15 protein-coding genes are annotated in these 16987 nt (G+C 57.9%); 4 read left to right on the top strand and 11 right to left on the bottom strand.

Annotation, left to right across the window (positions count from 1 at the left end; genetic code table 11):
• Window positions 1–18 precede the first annotated feature (18 nt).
• Window positions 19–660: a hydrolase gene (locus K0F88_RS04565; protein ID WP_219094241.1), complete on the bottom strand. Its 642-nt coding sequence runs from the start codon at window positions 658–660 to the stop codon at window positions 19–21.
• A gap of 305 nt (window positions 661–965) precedes the next feature.
• Between K0F88_RS04565 and K0F88_RS04560 the strand changes: the two genes are divergently transcribed.
• Window positions 966–1127: a hypothetical protein gene (locus K0F88_RS04560; protein ID WP_219094239.1), complete on the top strand. Its 162-nt coding sequence runs from the start codon at window positions 966–968 to the stop codon at window positions 1125–1127.
• Window positions 1128–1129: 2 nt separating this feature from the next.
• On the opposite strand, the gene K0F88_RS04555 is transcribed toward K0F88_RS04560, so the two are convergent.
• Window positions 1130–2005, bottom strand: coding sequence for a LysR substrate-binding domain-containing protein (locus K0F88_RS04555; protein WP_219094238.1), 876 nt, complete (start codon window positions 2003–2005; stop codon window positions 1130–1132).
• A 193-nt stretch (window positions 2006–2198) separates the two neighbouring features.
• Between K0F88_RS04555 and K0F88_RS04550 the strand changes: the two genes are divergently transcribed.
• Window positions 2199–2489 carry a hypothetical protein gene (locus K0F88_RS04550; protein WP_219094237.1) on the top strand — a complete coding sequence of 97 codons (291 nt, stop codon included), beginning with the start codon at window positions 2199–2201 and terminating at the stop codon, window positions 2487–2489.
• Window positions 2490–2531: 42 nt separating this feature from the next.
• Here K0F88_RS04550 and K0F88_RS04545 read toward each other — a convergent pair whose 3' ends face one another.
• From K0F88_RS04545 to K0F88_RS04525, 5 genes are all read right to left on the bottom strand, one after another.
• Window positions 2532–3308 carry a cytochrome c oxidase assembly protein gene (locus K0F88_RS04545; protein WP_219094236.1) on the bottom strand — a complete coding sequence of 259 codons (777 nt, stop codon included), beginning with the start codon at window positions 3306–3308 and terminating at the stop codon, window positions 2532–2534.
• A 57-nt stretch (window positions 3309–3365) separates the two neighbouring features.
• The gene (locus K0F88_RS04540) at window positions 3366–5342 is read right to left on the bottom strand and encodes a primary-amine oxidase (RefSeq protein ID WP_219094235.1); all 1977 of its coding nucleotides are present in this window, start codon (window positions 5340–5342) and stop codon (window positions 3366–3368) included.
• A gap of 186 nt (window positions 5343–5528) precedes the next feature.
• Window positions 5529–6935, bottom strand: coding sequence for an APC family permease (locus K0F88_RS04535; RefSeq protein ID WP_219094234.1), 1407 nt, complete (start codon window positions 6933–6935; stop codon window positions 5529–5531).
• Window positions 6936–7020: 85 nt separating this feature from the next.
• On the bottom strand, window positions 7021–7815 hold the full coding sequence (ucpA, locus tag K0F88_RS04530) for an SDR family oxidoreductase UcpA (RefSeq protein WP_219094233.1): 795 nt from the start codon (window positions 7813–7815) through the stop codon (window positions 7021–7023).
• A gap of 82 nt (window positions 7816–7897) precedes the next feature.
• Window positions 7898–8938, bottom strand: coding sequence for a helix-turn-helix domain-containing protein (locus tag K0F88_RS04525; protein ID WP_219094231.1), 1041 nt, complete (start codon window positions 8936–8938; stop codon window positions 7898–7900).
• A gap of 385 nt (window positions 8939–9323) precedes the next feature.
• Between K0F88_RS04525 and K0F88_RS04520 the strand changes: the two genes are divergently transcribed.
• Complete coding sequence (locus K0F88_RS04520) at window positions 9324–10223, top strand: LysR family transcriptional regulator (RefSeq protein ID WP_219094229.1); 900 nt, start codon at window positions 9324–9326, stop codon at window positions 10221–10223.
• Between the two features lie 39 nt (window positions 10224–10262).
• On the opposite strand, the gene K0F88_RS04515 is transcribed toward K0F88_RS04520, so the two are convergent.
• A complete protein-coding gene (locus K0F88_RS04515) occupies window positions 10263–11012 on the bottom strand; it encodes a glucose 1-dehydrogenase (RefSeq protein WP_219094227.1) in 750 nt (249 codons plus the stop codon).
• A 395-nt stretch (window positions 11013–11407) separates the two neighbouring features.
• Between K0F88_RS04515 and K0F88_RS04510 the strand changes: the two genes are divergently transcribed.
• The gene (locus K0F88_RS04510; protein ID WP_219094225.1) at window positions 11408–11845 is read left to right on the top strand and encodes a nuclear transport factor 2 family protein; all 438 of its coding nucleotides are present in this window, start codon (window positions 11408–11410) and stop codon (window positions 11843–11845) included.
• A gap of 404 nt (window positions 11846–12249) precedes the next feature.
• On the opposite strand, the gene K0F88_RS04505 is transcribed toward K0F88_RS04510, so the two are convergent.
• The 3 genes from K0F88_RS04505 to gcvPA form a co-directional block, all read right to left on the bottom strand.
• Complete coding sequence (locus tag K0F88_RS04505) at window positions 12250–13872, bottom strand: acyl-CoA synthetase (protein ID WP_219094223.1); 1623 nt, start codon at window positions 13870–13872, stop codon at window positions 12250–12252.
• Window positions 13873–13995: 123 nt separating this feature from the next.
• On the bottom strand, window positions 13996–15552 hold the full coding sequence (gene gcvPB / locus K0F88_RS04500; RefSeq protein WP_219094221.1) for an aminomethyl-transferring glycine dehydrogenase subunit GcvPB: 1557 nt from the start codon (window positions 15550–15552) through the stop codon (window positions 13996–13998).
• Window positions 15549–16952 carry an aminomethyl-transferring glycine dehydrogenase subunit GcvPA gene (gene gcvPA, locus K0F88_RS04495; RefSeq protein ID WP_219094219.1) on the bottom strand — a complete coding sequence of 468 codons (1404 nt, stop codon included), beginning with the start codon at window positions 16950–16952 and terminating at the stop codon, window positions 15549–15551. Before gcvPA ends, gcvPB begins: the two co-directional genes overlap by 4 nt.
• Window positions 16953–16987 lie beyond the last annotated feature (35 nt).

Below are 16987 nucleotides of genomic sequence, written 5' to 3'. Positions count from 1 at the left end.
TGCGCCGTGCAAGGTCCATCATTCGACCCGGTCGTAAGAGAACTGGATGCCGGCAGTTCCGCCGGTCTGGATGAACAGATCGAGGAAGCCGGGCACCGTCTCGCTCCGGCTCCAGTCGCGTTGCAGTTCGCAGAACAGCTGCACCGTCGAGATCAGCTTGCCACCCGCCTGCTCGATACGCCGCAGGGCGGCCTCGTGCGCCAGCTCCGAGGTGCCTCCGATCGCGTCGATCGGTATGTAGACCTCGTAGCCTGCGGCGAGAGCGTCGAGCGCGGGAAAGAGTACGCAGGCCTCGGTCCACAGCCCGGCCATGACCAATTTTCTACGGCCCGTGGCTTCGACTGCCTGACGGAACCCGACATCTTCCCAGCTGTTAATGCTGGTGCGGTCGTAGGTCGGGTAGTCCTTCAACACGCTGCGGACCTGCGGCACCGGCGGCTGATTCAAACCGGTCTCGACATTGACCGTCGTATGGACGATGGGCATGCCATAGAGGATGGCGGCTCGGGTGCAACCGACGATGTTGTTGATCAGCAGTTGCCGATCCATCGAGGCGATCGAATTGACCTGCGGCGGCTGATAGTCGATGACGAGGAAGGCTGCATTCTGTGCGGTCAGCAGGTGGTCAGCCTGAGGGTCGCGACGGGGTTCGCTGGACATGAGAGTGATTCCTTGAGTGTGGCGCTTGGTGGCCACTGCTGGGGGACTTGCAATTGGAAGCAGCGGTGACTTGGTCGAAGCTTCTGGAAACGATCATGCTTGTCCGCCTTAAATACATAAAATATATTGATTTGATAAATCGATCAGATTCGATGATCAATCTATGTAACTGCGTCACCTCCGCTCCTTCCTGACTGTCGCCGAGTAAGCCGCCGAGCTCCTGGTGGAGCAAGCACGCCGCACACGGGGCCAAATGCAACGGGCCAAGGACCTGATGCAGCTCGGCACGCGGGGCGATCGGTTCGATGCGATTCGGTTTATCTGGAAACGCATCCTTCGGTGGAATGCTCGCCGGTGACGTTCGGGGAGAGGAACATCAGCAAGCGCTGGAAGATGTTGAAGCGAACTTGGTCAGCGCCCAGGTAAATCCCGACCTCGAAGAACGAGCCGCCGTGACGCTGGATTGAGACTAAGTTCTGGCCAGGGTCAGGAACTGTTTGACTGCACCGGATGTTTCCTTCGTGCGATAAATCAGCACCAAATCCGCCGTCGCGCTGACGCCCGCCAGGGGTCGGTACTGGATGTTTTGAAAAACCAGTGTGCTCAACGGTGCGGGCACCAGGCCGAGTCCCAGGCCGGCGGACGCGATGGTCAGGACTGCCAGGGTGCTGCCAGCGTAATGAGCGACCTTGGGCTCCTTTCCGAGAATGTGCCGCAGGAAAGTCAGCTGCGGGGCCTCGGCACCGTGGGCCGAGTAGACCACGAAGGTTTCATCCATCAGGTCAGCACAGCGCACTGCCTTGCGCTTGGCCAACGGATGCTCACCGCTCATGGCGACGACCCAGGGCCATGCGCCGATTCGCTCGACGCGCAGGTCGGCATGTACGCCAAGGTCAAACGTCGGGCAATAACCGACATCCAGTTCGCCGGCGAGAATGGCCTCCGCCTGCTGTTGTGCAGAGGCTTCTCGCAACGTGATTTCCGCCTCGGGAAACTGCCGGTGAAAGTTGCCAAGGTCGCACGAGAGCTTGCCCGCAAAGGACGCGTTACCGGAAAAGCCGATGCGCACGGAACCAATTTCGCCACGGGCTGATTTCTGCACGACGTCCTTGGCTCGCTGCGCCTGGTCCAGTGTGCGGCGCGCCTCGATCACCAGGATCTCGCCAGCTTCGGTCAACATGACCTTGCGGCTTGTCCGGGTGAACAGCGGCGTGCCCAATTCCTCTTCGAGCGAGCGAATTTGCATACTCAATGCCGGCTGCACGATATGCAGCTTCGCCGCCGCACGACCGAAGTGCCCCTCCTCGGCGACCGCGAGGAAATAACGCAAATGACGAAGCTCCATAGATCGATCATCCATAATGATTAACGAATAATATCAATATATTGGAGTGATCTATTCCGTTCAATCACATTAGGTCCATCGATCAACCCGTACCGATTGATCCTTGACCCAGCTTTGGAAGCGGTGAATACGCCAGCACTGCTCTCGTCGGTAAGCGACCTCTTTTCTATGGCGGTAAATGCGAGCACTCATCATGTCCAGCGAACGCACACGTGATCCTGTATTCGATCAACTCCTGGTGCCTCAAAACGCCGCTTCCCTGGTGATCGACTATCAACCGCCACGCGTGGACCCGATTTTCTCCATAGATCGCCAAGGGCTGATCAATGTCGGCGGTTTAAGCAACGTAGAAACCCTCTTCGGGCTCCCCGTAGTAGACGCGACAAACATCAACCCGGGCCTCAATGAGCCAGCGTCCGCGCACGTCAAAGAGATCAAACGTGACCATCCAAAGCACGACCGGGCCAACATTAATAATTGGTAACCGACGCGGCGTATCGCTGGGGCTTCACCGACCCGAGTTGTTTCAGCCAGGAGTACAAGCGCTTGTTCCGGCATTCACCGTCGCGGGACAGGCGCTGCTTCTGCGACGCGACTTGCGCTGCATGACGCGATCGGCCCACAGCATCAGCAGCGCCGACAGGCCCATCAGTGCGCCACCGATTGACTGGTCCAGTTGCGCGCTCATGCCGCCAACCGTCATTTCCATCCCGTGCAGGTGCGCCATCGGCTGGACGGGCATCGGATACAGCGGCGCACTGAACACCAGCATCAGCCCCACCAGCAGCTGCGGCAGCGCAACGGCAAGGCTGAACGACCACTGCTTGTACGAAGGGATATCCGCGCGCTGGCAGTAGCAACCCATGACCTTACAGAGCCACAGTCCGCTTACCGCCATACCCCATTTCATCAGCGCATACAGCGTGGCATCGTCCATCAGTCGTTGATGCAGTTGTGGCAGCATCCATACAGCGCTCATTGCCCCGAAAGCCACGACCACCCACACTCGCAGACCCCGCCTCCCCCCCACGAATCTCGCTTGGCTGACTGGCTCCCGAGCGACTGCAAACAACAGAAGTATGGGCGCCAGGTGATGAATCAACGCGCTTTGCAGGCAGTGCAACCACACACTGTGACGCGCAGCCAGGTCCAGCGCTGGCTGCATCCCGAGAAAAAACACCAGCGCGGCTCCGCCCAGCAATACAGGTTGACGGTTCCACCCCTTCGGTCCCCCGCTCACCCAGCAAACAAACACGGCTATCGTCACCCACTCCAGCCAGGCCCAACCCGATAATTCAGACATGACAACACTCTCCGCCCAAGCGCCGGAGCACTTGGGCATTCATCGATTGAGGCCTGATCAGGCGTTGTGTTTGCAGCAACTGGCCGCTTGGCCGTCCTGGACACTGGCGTGGTCCCTGCTCGCCGGTAAATCCATGGCCGGGTTGCCGTTGAAGAAGTTGTTGGGCTTGAGCTTGAAGCCGACGTATTCCACAGGCATCACCGGAAAGTCCTCCGGCTTGCAGATGTGGGTGTGGCCGAAAGTGTGCCAGACCACCAGGTCATGGTTGTCGATCTGGCGATTGTTTTGCGTGTACACCGGCAGTCCGTCACCACGGTGCTGGTTGGGGTAGTCGCCCGAGCCGTAACGCTCGTTCGCGGCGTAAGGCGTCACCCACAAGTGCTTGCTGGCAAACCCGGCGCGGCGGCCGAACGAGCTGTCTGGCTGGGCGAGCATGACCGGGTTGTGCTCTGCCATCAGCTTGTAGCCCGGATGATTGCCAACGGCGTTCCTGACGTTCGGATTGATGATCTTCCAGAAACGTCCGGATTGGCCGTTAGCCTCCCGTGCCGCGTCCTGTTCATGGGTAAACGTGGTGGTGATACTGTCGAAGACGTTACCCCAGGTGTTGCCCTTACCTTGCGGGCGCGATTGAAAATTGGTTTCGGTAACGGAGTTGTGCTCGCCGTCCACCATCATGTGCAAGCGCGCACTGAAGAAATGCTGGTGAGTCGGGCCGTAGAACTCCGGAGTCACCATGCCGCCGCCACTGCCCGGGCGTTGACCCGGTGCCAGCGCAGCGGTCTGGATGATCCCGGTCAGCTTGGCTTCAAGCTCGATGGTACCGTCCTGGTAGAGGTACCAGAAAAAGCCGTAGTCGTAGTTGGCCACGGTGCAGAAGAAGCTGATCACCAGACGCCGGGACCGCCGCATCTCGAATACGCCGGTGCGAAATTCATAGTGCTTCCACAGCGTGCCGTAATCTTCCTCATGCATGCAGATGGCATTCTTCATCACAAAGGGTTCGCCCTGGTCATTCACCGAGGGCACATCGAAGTAGCGAATCGCACCCAGGCAGTCGCAGCCCAGCTCCAGTTGGTTGGCCAGCCGACCGAGCCCGTATTCGCCACCGTCGAAGGCGCATTTCCAGTAATGATTCAGCTCGTTATCCGAATAGGGCACGCCCATGTCGGTGACACTGGCGCGATACAGGATCGGCCGAACCACCTCGCCGTCCTTGTAGCCCAATTGATGCAGGACCAGCCCTTCACGGGGGGTGAACCCGACGCGAAACTCCCAGTTCTGCCAACTCACCTTCCAGTCGTCGACCGTGAAACTCACGCCTTCGGGCTGGGTAATGTGCAAAGGCTTGAGCCCCTCGCGCGGCTGGCCCAAGGAGGCGGAATCGTAGTTGATCGTGGCTTTGGGTATCGGCGTCAGACGGCCGTCATCCAGCAGTTCGATAACCTTTCCGGCATTAAGATCAATGATCGCGACCAGCCCTTCGATCGGGTGGGCGTAGCCATTATCGGTGAGCTTGTCGCGGTAAAAGGCGACACCGCGCATCAGGCGCTTGCCTCGGTAGCGCTCTTCGTCGCCAAAATGGCCGAATGACCACGGATCGATTTGCACATTTTCAATATCGGCATCGGTCAGGCCACGACGTTTGACCGCCGCGCGCCAGGCCGGATCTTTTTGCACGGCCTCCACGCACAGGTCGAACTCCTCGATCATGATGGGGGCATGCCCTTGGGTGTCGAGGTTGAGTGGCTGCCAGCTGACAAGTGTCTGGCTATTGAGATCGACCAGCGCCTCGAATGTATGCCCGGTCAACTTATCCAGGACCAGTGCAAATGCGCGCCGGGAAATGGGTTGGCCCGGAACATGGGACAGCACTTGGTGTTTATCTGGCTCGGCCAGATGCAGATAGGGAAAGCGACACTTATCGCCAAGGTTCTTTTCCCGCTTGAGAATGCTACTCGCCAGAGCAAGTTCCTGGAGCGACAGTGGATCAAGGGGGTGTGATGCACTCGTCAAGTTTAAATTCACGGTCATGTTTGTATTCTTCCAGTCAAATGGGCTGTTCACTTAAAAAGCGTGCGCACGCTGATCACTGCGGTACTGCGGTAATGACGACACATAGAGGCTGCGGCCAACTTGCGCTGGCGCATTAACACAAACTGGCAGAAACGGAGTGGGCGAAGTCCTGGGCGGTGTTACAACGTCCGACAGGCGTTTGCATCAAACACGTTTTGAATGGCCTTTGATCAGGCCATAGAAGAACAGCACCAGCAGAAGAATTGGCGAGCCATTCACCCATACCGAATCACTTCCGGTCAGCAACCCGTAGTTTGCGCAGATCAGGTAGACCGCTACGCCCAGCCCGCCAAACGCAAAGAGCGGGCTGATCAATATTCTGAAATAGCGCCGATCACTGACTTTCTTGAAGTGGGCGATGACCGCCAGCGAAACAAACGCCTGGAGTCCAATCAAACCAATCGTGCCCAGTGCCAGGGTTACCGGAAAAAGAAACACGAACGGGTCATAACCCAATGACGCTGGAACGGCGATGCATATCGCAACCAATACGGTGACGAACAGACTTGCGTTGGCTGGAGATTTGTTTTGCAGATGGGTGTTCGCCAGAACGCTCGGTAGATGTTTGTCCTGGGCCAGTACATGCACGTAACGAGTGGCGGCGTTATGCAGCGATAACAAGCAGGCAAAGTTGCTGGTACACAACATGATCGAAACAATTGTTGCAACTGTCCCGCCCAGATGCCTGGAGAACAAGTTGATCACCAGTTCGCCCTGAGCGGTTGCGGCCTCCTCCTTGATCGTGTCGACACCAATATCGCCCACGACTAACCAGATCACCACAAAGTAGGTGGCGGCGACTAACGCCACGGCGAGTCGAGTAGCACCCGGAATGGATTTTTCCGGGCGCCGGGCTTCCATTGCATAGAGCGCAGCAGACTCGACACCCAGGAACGCCGCCAATGCGATCATCAAGCCGACCCCCATTCCAGGGGCTGTTATGGCACTGACCGAAATTGCCTGCAATGGCAACGCAGCGCTGCCCTTATCCATGACAATGGACAAGCCCAGAACAAACAGCATGAGGAACTCTGCCAGCACCAGCGGCACCAGCACTTTGGCGGCAAAATCGATGTTGGCACGGCCTAAATACGCCGTCAGTGCGATAACCAATACCGTCCAGGTTTTCCAGCCCCAATTGATGCCCAGGGACTGCATGGTCAAATCGGTGAAATAACCGGTGACGGTAGCCAGAGAAATTGCTATCGCCAGGTAAGACGCCAACGCCACCCACGCCGCGCCGGCGCCCACTCTTGCGCCAAAGACCACCGACAGATACTTGTAAAAAGCGCCCGCACCGGGAATCGCGCGAATAAGTTCACCATAGCCGACCGAGAAACACAGCATCATCAAGCCCGCCACCAGGAACGCGCCCGCGAGCCCAGGCCCGTTGCCGACCATGAAGCCGATAGGTGCCGCACTCACCACCGCCCCTAAAGGCGCTGCGGCTGCGATGACCAACAAGGTGATTTGAAAAATACCCAGATTGCCGCGCAGTGCCACGGAAGTTCGAGGCTCGTTGTGACTCAGTGCGTCAGTAAACTCTGTCATGACAGATGCTCCACGCTATTTGTTGTTATGGATCAAATGGAACGGATCGAATGAAAGAGCGTCCTTGCCAAGTGTTGAATGCCGATCAAATACCGACGCTGACGGTTTCGGTAATGCTGCTGGCACCGTCGATAACAATTTGCGCGCCATTGATGTAACTGGACTCCTCGGACGCCAGGAATGCCGACAACTCACCGATTTCATCCGGCCTGGCCAGGCGTTTCATGGGAATCGCCTTGGCCAGCTCAACCAGCACCGACTCGGGATCGTCCGGGTTGACTTGGCGTGCGACCTGATCGGCCATCGGCGTCAGCACAAAACCCGGGCAGATGGCATTCACTCGAATGTTGTAGGGCGCCATTTCGACCGCCAGCGCTTTGGTGAAACCGATCAGGGCCGATTTCGATAGCGCGTAGGCCACTTCACCGGGGTCTGCGGTCATGTCGCCGGTGATGGAGGACATGACCACCACGGCACCGCCGCCGGATTCGATCATGTGCGGAAGAACCGCACGAGCGGTATGCCAGGCGCCCTTGATATTGACGTTGATGTGCAGGTCGAGCTCGGCATCGCTGGAATCGAGAAACTTGGCGAAACGGCACACACCGGCGTTGCAGACCAGTGCGTTCAACTTGCCGAAGCGCTGCATGCCCTTGTCGGCAATCAGTCGCATGGCTTGCGGATCGGTGACATCACAGACCTGGGCAAGCACTTCCACGCCATATTGCTTTTGAATATCCGCGGCCACTTCGTGAACTGATTCATCCAGATCAACCAGAATCAAGTTAGCGCCATACTTTGCATAAATAGTGGCATGGGACTTACCCATGCCTTTTGAGGCGCCCGTAATCAAGGCTACTCTTCCAGTTAACTTGCTCATGGTTCTCTCCGGTATTTTGGGCAAACGTGACCCTTCACACGCCCGGGTAATATGTCCTGGCCTGTTGTTTACAACTAACGTGTTAAATGACTGGCGTTGAACGGTAGACTTTCAGCGTTTGCGAAGGTCGTTCGCCAAACAGATTTTTGTAGTAGACGCTGAACATACCCATGTGCCAGAAGCCCCACTTGGACGCGACGTCACTGACCAGCGTCGACTTATCGCTGGCGATAAGGTCCGCCCGGGCGCCGTTCAGACGCACATAACGCAGATACGTCACCGGGCTGATACCCAGGACTTTGTTGAAAGCGTAATGCAGCGAACGATGGCTGGTGCGCAGGCCTTCACACAAATCGGTCACCGTTAACGCTTCACTTTTTCTTGAAAGAATATATTCGTGCGCAGTGTCGACCACATGACGGTGAATGAATTGCTCTGCGTAGGTTTTCTTCGACAGCGGCAAGTCCATTGTCATGTTCAATAGCAAGTGCATGATATCGAACGTCAGTTGTTTCCTCGCGGAAGCGGACTGAAGAATAAGCGGGTTGGTCTCGACAGCACGGAAGAAACTATCGAAGCCAAGTCTGAACGCGGCGCACTTTTGTGGTGCCAGCGCACTGACTTCTTTGATTCTGCTGATGACATTTCTGTCTTCGAATTCATCATTCAAAGCATATTGGCTGAATGCCTCGATATCCACCGAGGCGCCGTAGATATCCGAGTAACCTGGGGTCTTGAACTTAAGTTCGGAATCCGGACGAAGAAAGAACACGGAATCAATGCAATCAAGCTCTTTACCACACCAATAACCCCGGCCGCGCAGGGCAACGGGAATGCCCAAGGCAAACTTGCCCGGCAAGGTCTGCCCATGCTGATCAACCGACTGATTGATCACTTCGCGAAAGATCTGCACCACTCCGACGGAAATTTCGCTGACCGAACCGGCGAACGGTCCTGGGCTGATCTGCAAGTATTCCTGCTGCCACTCCGGTAACGATTTCGCCAGTACATTCGCATCGGTGACGGAAATGCACTTCAAGCCTGCTTTGGCAGCCGAAAGTGGAACACCACCGGGATGGTTTGCCACTTGATGAGATTTTTGCTGGATCGATTGCGATCTCATGCCATATCTCCTGGGCGCGTACTGTTCTTTTTATCATTCGAAGTGCGCTGTTCAGCGCCCGTCGAGCCTGTACCCCGCGTCCTTCGCTCAATGGCTACGGTTTCAATCTACACCATACTTGGCGGGCCTGGGGACGGGGGCCCGAGATTGCGCATTTATTTGATAGCGGGTCACCGAAGGCCGCGGACTGAGCCGTGCTGCCGCACACTTGAGAGAATCCGGGCGATCTTTGATGGGATCTGCATAACCCTGCGAATTGACCGCGCTCAGTATCGAAATCACTCGCCAATCGAGGTTTATCGCGCGCGCTGGACATGTGGATACGGTTATCGGCCGGTGACGCATTACACTGCGGAAGAACTCACCCTTCAGGACTGCACGCGATATGAACCAAATTTTAGCCATTCGTGTGTTTGCCCGAGTCGTCGAAACCGGGTCATTTGTAAAGGCCGCGGACTCTCTGGATATGCCCAAGGCGACAGTGAGCAAGCTGATCCAGGACCTGGAAAGTTTTCTGTGTGTGCGCTTGCTGCAGCGTACAACGCGAAGTGTGACGGTCACCGTAGACGGGGCGAAATACTACGAACTAACCGCAAGGGTCATCCAGGATCTGGAGGAGATCAATGCCGGTTTTCAAGGCGCGCAATTCAATCCTCGCGGCAAAATCCATGTCAATGTCGGTGGTTCCGTGGCGACCGCGCTGATCATTCCCGCCCTGTCTGAGTTCTATGCACGGTTTCCCGACATCAAGATCGACCTGGGTGTAAGCGATCGGACTGTCGACCTGATCAGCGACAACGTCGACTGTGTCATCCGCGGCGGTCCCATCGCGCAGCAGTCATTGGCGGCAAGGCTCTTGGGCAAGGCCTCCTGTACCACCTGCGCAAGCCCTGCGTATCTGCAACGTTTCGGTGAACCCAATCATCCACGGGAGCTGGAAAATGCGCATCGCATTGTCAGCTATCACTCGGCTGGAACCAATCGACTGATCCCGGCAGCGTTTCAGCGCGACGACGAGAAAGTCGAAGTGATCGGCAACAGTGTGTTGAGCGTCAATGAAAGCAACGCACACATTGCTGCCGGGTTAGCGGGTCTAGGCGTAATCCATACGTTCACGTATGCCGTGCAACCCTACATCGAGAGCGGGGCGCTGGTCCCCATCCTGCAGGACTGGCGTCCAGCCCCCTACCCCTTCCATGTGGCTTACCCACCCAACCGACATCTCAACAATCGGGTTCGTGTGTTCATCGATTGGCTGGTTGAACATTTTTCCACGTTGAAGTGAAGCACCCACACAGGGTGTGTTTGGCTCATGCCTTCGCCATCAGATTTGCGCGGCACCACCGTCAACGAACAGTTCGATGCCGTTGATGAAACTGCTGTCATCCGACGCCAGGAACAACACAGCTTTGGCGACCTCTCTTGGATCACCCATACGCCCCATCGGAACCAGGCTGGCCAGATGAGCGTGCAGGCCATCGAGTTGTTCGGCTGGCACCATACCGGCCACACCCGGCGTGGCGACCGGGCCAGGACTGATCGCGTTGACACGAACATTGCGCGGCTTCAGATCCAGCAACCAGGAGCGGGCGAAGTTACGCACAGCGGCCTTGCTCGCACTGTAGACACTGAAGTTTTCGGTGCCTTTGGTGGCGGTGGTGGACGCATTCAGGATCACCGAACCGCCATTTTTCAGGAGCGGCAGTGCCTTCTGTACGGTGAACAGCAGGCCTTTCACGTTGATGCCGAAAATGTCCTCGAAATGCTCTTCAGTGATCTCGCCCAGCGGCGCCATGTCACCAACGCCCGCGTTGGCAAACACAATATCGAGATGCCCGGCCTGTGCCGCGATCAGCGAGAACACCTGATCCAGATCAGCCAGGTTGGCCACGTCGCCCTTGATCCCGACCGCCTTATTGCCGATCAGCGCGACCGCGGCATCCAGTTCAGCCTGACGGCGCCCGGTGATGAACACCGTTGCGCCCTGCGCAGCAAACTCCTGGGCCGAAGCCAGACCAATGCCGGTGGAGCCACCGGTGACCAATGCAACTTTACCTGCCAATTTATTGCTCAACGTTGAATCTCCGATTGACGCCGTAGTGGGTTTATCAGCTCGGTGTTTCGAGCCGGCGAAGCCACTCTAAGCCGGCGGATTACGTAGAGAAACGGGCTAAATCCAATTTGTGTATCCATGTCTATGGACAATCAAAATCCGCGAAAGGAGGAGTGATTACGTCTGGCGGAAAGTGCGGGTGTGCATCAACTCCCCGCCCCAAGGTCGGCTGCGTTTGCAATGGCATGTCTGATCTAGCCGACTGGGGACATGTGGCATGCTCGCACCTTGACATACGCAGTGTATGCAAAATAACATGAATACATACGGAGCGTATGAACTACCTGTTGCAATGGACGCACATATCCCGTCAACCGAAGACAACCCCAACACTGCGAAAGCAATCAGGAGCATTTATGATCGACCGCCTCGCCGGATACCAGTCGCCGTCCATGATCACCGACACGGCAACCCGGGAATCTCTCAATGGGTTTATCACGAAGGTTTTGCAGGGGTTTTCCACCCCAGGCTCGGACGTCGCCCAGTATTTCGCCGATCCTGACGTCGCGATCGCCGGCTCCGGCCTGGACGAGAACTTCATGGGGGCCGAGGCAGTGCAGAATGGAGTGACCTGGGTGACCACCTTGAACATCCGCTGGGAACCACGGCTCGTGGTGTCCTGGATGCGCGGAGACATTGCCTGGGCCCAGATCCGCATCGACGGCCACACGATTGAAAACGAAGAGCCAACGGTCGTCCAATATGTGGCGACGGGGGTTTTCCAGCGCAACGGTGACGGCTGGACGTGGCTGTATTGGGGTGGCAGTGAACCGCAGAAAGATGCACGGCTGTAGTCAGCCAGCCGCTGTTCATCAACCTGTCATCAGGATTGCACCGGAGGCCAGAGATGCCTTTTTTCAGAACGTATGCCTTTCATCTTGACGGTGCTTCTATCGAGAAGTGCCGACCCGCCGATTTTCTTGCCTGCGATACCTTGATACAAGAGGACACCGACGCGGGTGACGCTACGGAATCCAATGAACTCCGCGAACTACCGACATCCGCTGCGCGCCCACGACAAGGTTCCCCTGTGGCGTCACCTGATTGCTGCTGAACGATAGCGGGATGTTCCGGACACTCGGTGGAACCCTGTAGACCGAGCCGGCATGTCCCCGGCCCTCCTCCGTTGCCGGGGGTGGGCCGATCCCGCCTATGTGCAACCTACGATCCGCGCAGGTGTTTCCAAGTGGCGCTCTTGTCAGAGTGCCTTGGCCGAGTCGCGCAGCAAATACTTCTGGATCTTGCCCGTCGAGGTTTTCGGCAGCTCGCCGAACACCACGGTTTTGGGTAGCTTGAAACCCGCCAGATGCTCACGGCAGAACTGAATGACGTCGGCCTCTCGTGTGTCCTCATGCCCGACTTTGAGCGTGATAAACGCGCAGGGTGTTTCGCCCCATTTGTCATCCGGGCGGGCAACCACTGCCGCTTCCAGGACCGCCGGGTGGCGATAGAGCACACCTTCGATTTCGATGGTGGAGATGTTCTCGCCGCCCGAGATGATGATGTCCTTGAGGCGGTCCTTGATTTCGACATAGCCGTCAGGATGTCGCACCGCCAGGTCGCCGGTATGGAACCACCCCCCCTTGAAAGCTTCGGCTGTAGCTTCGGCGTTTTTCAGATAGCCCTTCATCACTGTATTACCGCGCATGAAAATCTCACCCATGCTGGTGCCATCGCAAGGCACGGGTTCCAGGGTTTGCGAGTCGGCGACCATCAGGCCTTCAAGGGTCGGGTAGCGCACGCCCTGGCGCGACTTGATCTTCGCACGCTCATCCAGTGACTGCTGATCCCATTGCTCATGCCAAGCGCACACGGTCACCGGACCATAGACTTCGGTGAGCCCGTAAACGTGGGTAATCTTGATGCCCATGGCCTCCACCGCACCAATGACCTTGGCAGGCGGTGCCGCACCCGCAACCATAGCGTTGACCGGATGATCGATGGCGGTCTTCGCCGAGTCCGGCAGGTTGACCAGCGCATTGAGAACGATGGGAGCACCGCACAGATGGCTGACCCGATGTTCGTGAATCAGTGAGAGAATTTTTTGCGGGTCGACCCGACGCAGGAACACATGAGTCCCGGCCAACGCGGTGACGGTCCACGGATAGCACCAGCCATTGCAGTGGAACATCGGCAACGTCCAGAGGTACACCGGGTGATTGCCCATGGCCCAGGTCATCTGATTGCCCAGGGAATTGAGGTAGGCGCCGCGGTGGTGATAAATCACGCCCTTGGGGTTACCGGTGGTGCCGGAGGTGTAATTGAGGGAAATCGCTTGCCACTCGTCCTCGGGCCATTGCCAGGCGAATTGCGGGTCACCCTCAGCGAGGAACGCTTCGTAGTCCAGCGCGCTGACGGCACTGCCTTCGCCGTACTCTGGATCGTTCACATCCACCACCAGTGGCGGATTGGAAAGCCCGCTCAAGGCCTCACGGATCACCTCGTGGAACTCACGGTCGGTGATCAACACCTTGGCTTCGCCGTGTTCCAGCATGAAGGCAATGGCCTGCGCATCCAGTCGTATATTCAGGGTATTGAGAACCGCGCCGATCATTGGCACACCGAAGTGCGCTTCGAGCATTGCCGGGATGTTGGGCAGCATGACCGCCACCGTATCGCCCTTGCCGATACCCCGCCCGCTGAGCGCACTGGCCAGGCGCCTGCAGCGTTCATAGGTTTGTTGCCAGTTGCGCCGTACAGCGCCGTGGATCACCGCCGGATACTGACCGTAAACAGAGGCCGTACGCTCGATGAAGCTCAGTGGCGAAAGGGCAATATGGTTGACTGACGAGGGCGCCAGGCCCGTTTCGAAAATCGACATGACGTTTTCCTGTGGGGAAGCAGCCAGCCGTGTAGCGATGCTGGCAACCTCCAATGGCTGATTGTTAGCTCTGATCAGGTTTCGATAACGCCCCCGCCTCATCGACGGGGGCGCTGCAATGGCTCAGGCAGTCTGTTTGTTGTTTTTGCGCACAAACGAGCGCCAGGTCATGGCCCAGTGTTGCGGGTCTTCCAGCGGCGCGCTTTTCATCCGGTGAATCGCCTGGTTATGCGGCGAAGTCTTGACGATCTCCGGGTTCGAGTAGGCCTCGTCGCAAATGTGCGCGAGCACGGCAATCCAGGTATCCAACGCCTCCTTGCCATACATTTCGCCCGCCTCAGGCGTGAAAGGCTCCGGCACCAACCACGGGTGATGACTGCTCCACATCGGATCAATGCCGAAATCGCTCATGCGATTCTGCACGTCATGGACGTCGACCCCGGTGTCTTCCTTGAGTTGCTCAAGGCTGTAGCGCGTCATCTCCATCCGCGGACTGGTGGCCTCGGGGTGGGAACGGGTTACGCCGCGTATCGCCAGCAAACCTTTTTCCATGTAGTTGTTGGCCAGCACCGAGATATCGGACGCTTCGGCCATGCCATCCGCGCCCATGGCGCGCGACCAGGCGTAGGCCTTGAGGATGACGGGAACGTTGCCCCAGAACTCACGTATCTTGCCGGCGCTCTGCGGCCGATCGTAATCAAGGCTGTAGCGCTCACCGTCGAACGCCACCACCGGTGCCGGCAGGAACGGCGCGAGTTCCGCCGAACAACCATAGGCACCCACGGCCGGGCCGCCTACTCCACTTTTCGGTGCGCCGAATGTTTTGTGCAGCATGAACATGCACGCATCGAAACCGAGTTCGCGAGCACGAATCTTGGTCATCGCGCCGTTGAAGTTGGCGTGATCGTAGAAGCACAGGCCGCCTGCCTCGTGCACCACCCGCACCCACTCGCGTATTTCCGGGTTGTAGACGCCCATGTCATCGGGATTGTTCACCATCAGCGCTGCGGTGCGATCAGACACGGCGGCCTTGAGTGATTCGAGCGACGGGTAACCGTTCTCCTCGATCATCAACGTGATCACCTTGAACCCGGCCGCAGCGGCGGTCGCCGCACTGCTCGGGTGGGTCTGGATCGTGGTGATGATCTCGTCACGCTGTGCCAGTTCGCCACGGGACGCGTGGTAAGCACGTGTCACGGCGCAGTTGGTGTACGCTGCGTCGGCACCGCCACCCGCCTGGAAGATGAACTGATCCATCCCGGACAACTCGCGCAGGATCGTGTCCATGCCATGCACCACTTCCAACGCGCCTTGCAGGGTGTCCTCATCCTGATACGGATGCACATGAGTGATTTCCGGCCGCCAGGCCATCGCCTCGTTGATCTGGGCGTTGTACTTCATGGTGCAGGTGCCGAACAGGCTGATGTTCATCATGCCCAGAGTCTGTTGCGACAGGCGCAAGTAGTGATACAGCACTTCGGGCTCGGACATTTCCGGCAATGCCGGTTTGCGCGTGCGGCGCATATTCGCGGGAATCAAGCCGTCGGCACTGCCCACAGCAGCTTGCACATCGGCTTCCACGTCAGAAAAAATCACTCCGCGACGGCCTGGATAGCCCATCTCCAGAATGACCGGTTCGCTCCAGACGGGAGCGTGGTATTCCTTGAGTGTAATGTTCATTGTGCGATTACCTTTTTGAGTGCAGCGGTCAGACGCTGGAGATCGGCCTGGGTGTGAATCTCGGTGACGCAGTAAAGGGCGCTGGCGCCCAGCTCCGGGAAGTCCTGTGTCAGGTCTTTGCCGCCGAAGATCCCGAGTGCGAGAAGCCGCTTGTTGATGTCCTTCACACTGAGTCCGGTCGCGTCGAAATTCACCACGAATTCCTTGAAGAAACCGCTCGGAAACGTCACGCGCACGCCTGGAATGTCAGCCAGCAGCTTCGTGGCATAGTGAGCCCGTTGCAGGATGACGTTGCCCACGTCTTCAAATCCCTGGGGCCCCATCATTGCCATGTACACGGCATTGGCGATGGCCCACATGTACACCGAGTGCCCGGTCCAATCGTTGCCCTTGTCACGCAAGCCGTATGAAGATTGCTCGAACAGGCTCAGGCCAAAACCATATTCACCCGGCTTGGTGGTTTCGCCGATGCTGATGAACAGCGTTGGGTATTGGTGGGCGTACAGTTCTTCGTCGCGCGTCGCGATGAAACCGCTGACGCCGCCACCGCAATTCATATGCACCCCGAGCGGCTGAGTGGTACCCACCACGATGTCCGCTCCGAAATCGATCGGCGCGGCCAGCACGCCAAGCGAAATAGGGTCGACACCGACGATCACTTCGGCACCCGCCGCATGGGCAATGGCGGCAATTTCGGCGCCTTGCTGTTCGATCACCCCGAAGTAGGACGGGGTTTCGAAATAGACGGCAGCGGTTTGCTCGCCAATCGAGGCGCGAAGGTGATCAAGATCGAGCAAGCCGGTTGCCGGGTCATAGTCGACGAGTCGCACGACGATGTGGCTCGGCATGTCGACCGGTTCACAGTAGTTGCGGATGATCGAAAGCCGCTCCGGGTCAATGGCGCGGACCACCGCTACTTCGTTGCGCCCGGTAATGCGCGTGGCCATTCGAATCGCGTGGCCCGCAGCGCATCCCCAACTGCGCACCGGCAGTCCCACCAGGTCCATGTTCAGCAGCTCGCCGAGCTGGCTGCAGAACTCGAACCAGGCCTGGTTGCGGCCATGGTCGGAGCTTGGCTCGCCGAATACCGACGTCAGCCACTCGTTGCGGCGCACAACCTCGTCGCACGCTGCCGGAACGTGATGCTGCCAACAGCCGGCGCCCAGAAAGTTGAGGTTCTGCTCGCACGTTTTGTTCTTCGACAGGGTACTGACCAGGTGCCGACGCAGCTCGCTCTCGTTCAGTGCCGGCGGCAGGTTGATCGGACGTTGCAGGCGGTGGCCTTCGGGAATTTGCTGGAACAGTTCCTCGATGCTGTCGACACCGATCGAGTCGAGCATCTCCTGCTTGAGTGCGGGAACAGAGTTCGCCATGTAGGGGTGGGCGACATGATTACTCATGGGGTTATCCTCGTTTTTTCGGATGGAACAAATGA

The sequence above is a fragment of the Pseudomonas sp. UMAB-40 genome (assembly GCF_900095275.1).
Taxonomy (GTDB): domain Bacteria; phylum Pseudomonadota; class Gammaproteobacteria; order Pseudomonadales; family Pseudomonadaceae; genus Aquipseudomonas; species Aquipseudomonas mandelii_B.
The sequence above is the reverse complement of the archived record's forward strand: the minus strand, read 5'-3'. Positions and strand labels throughout refer to the sequence as shown.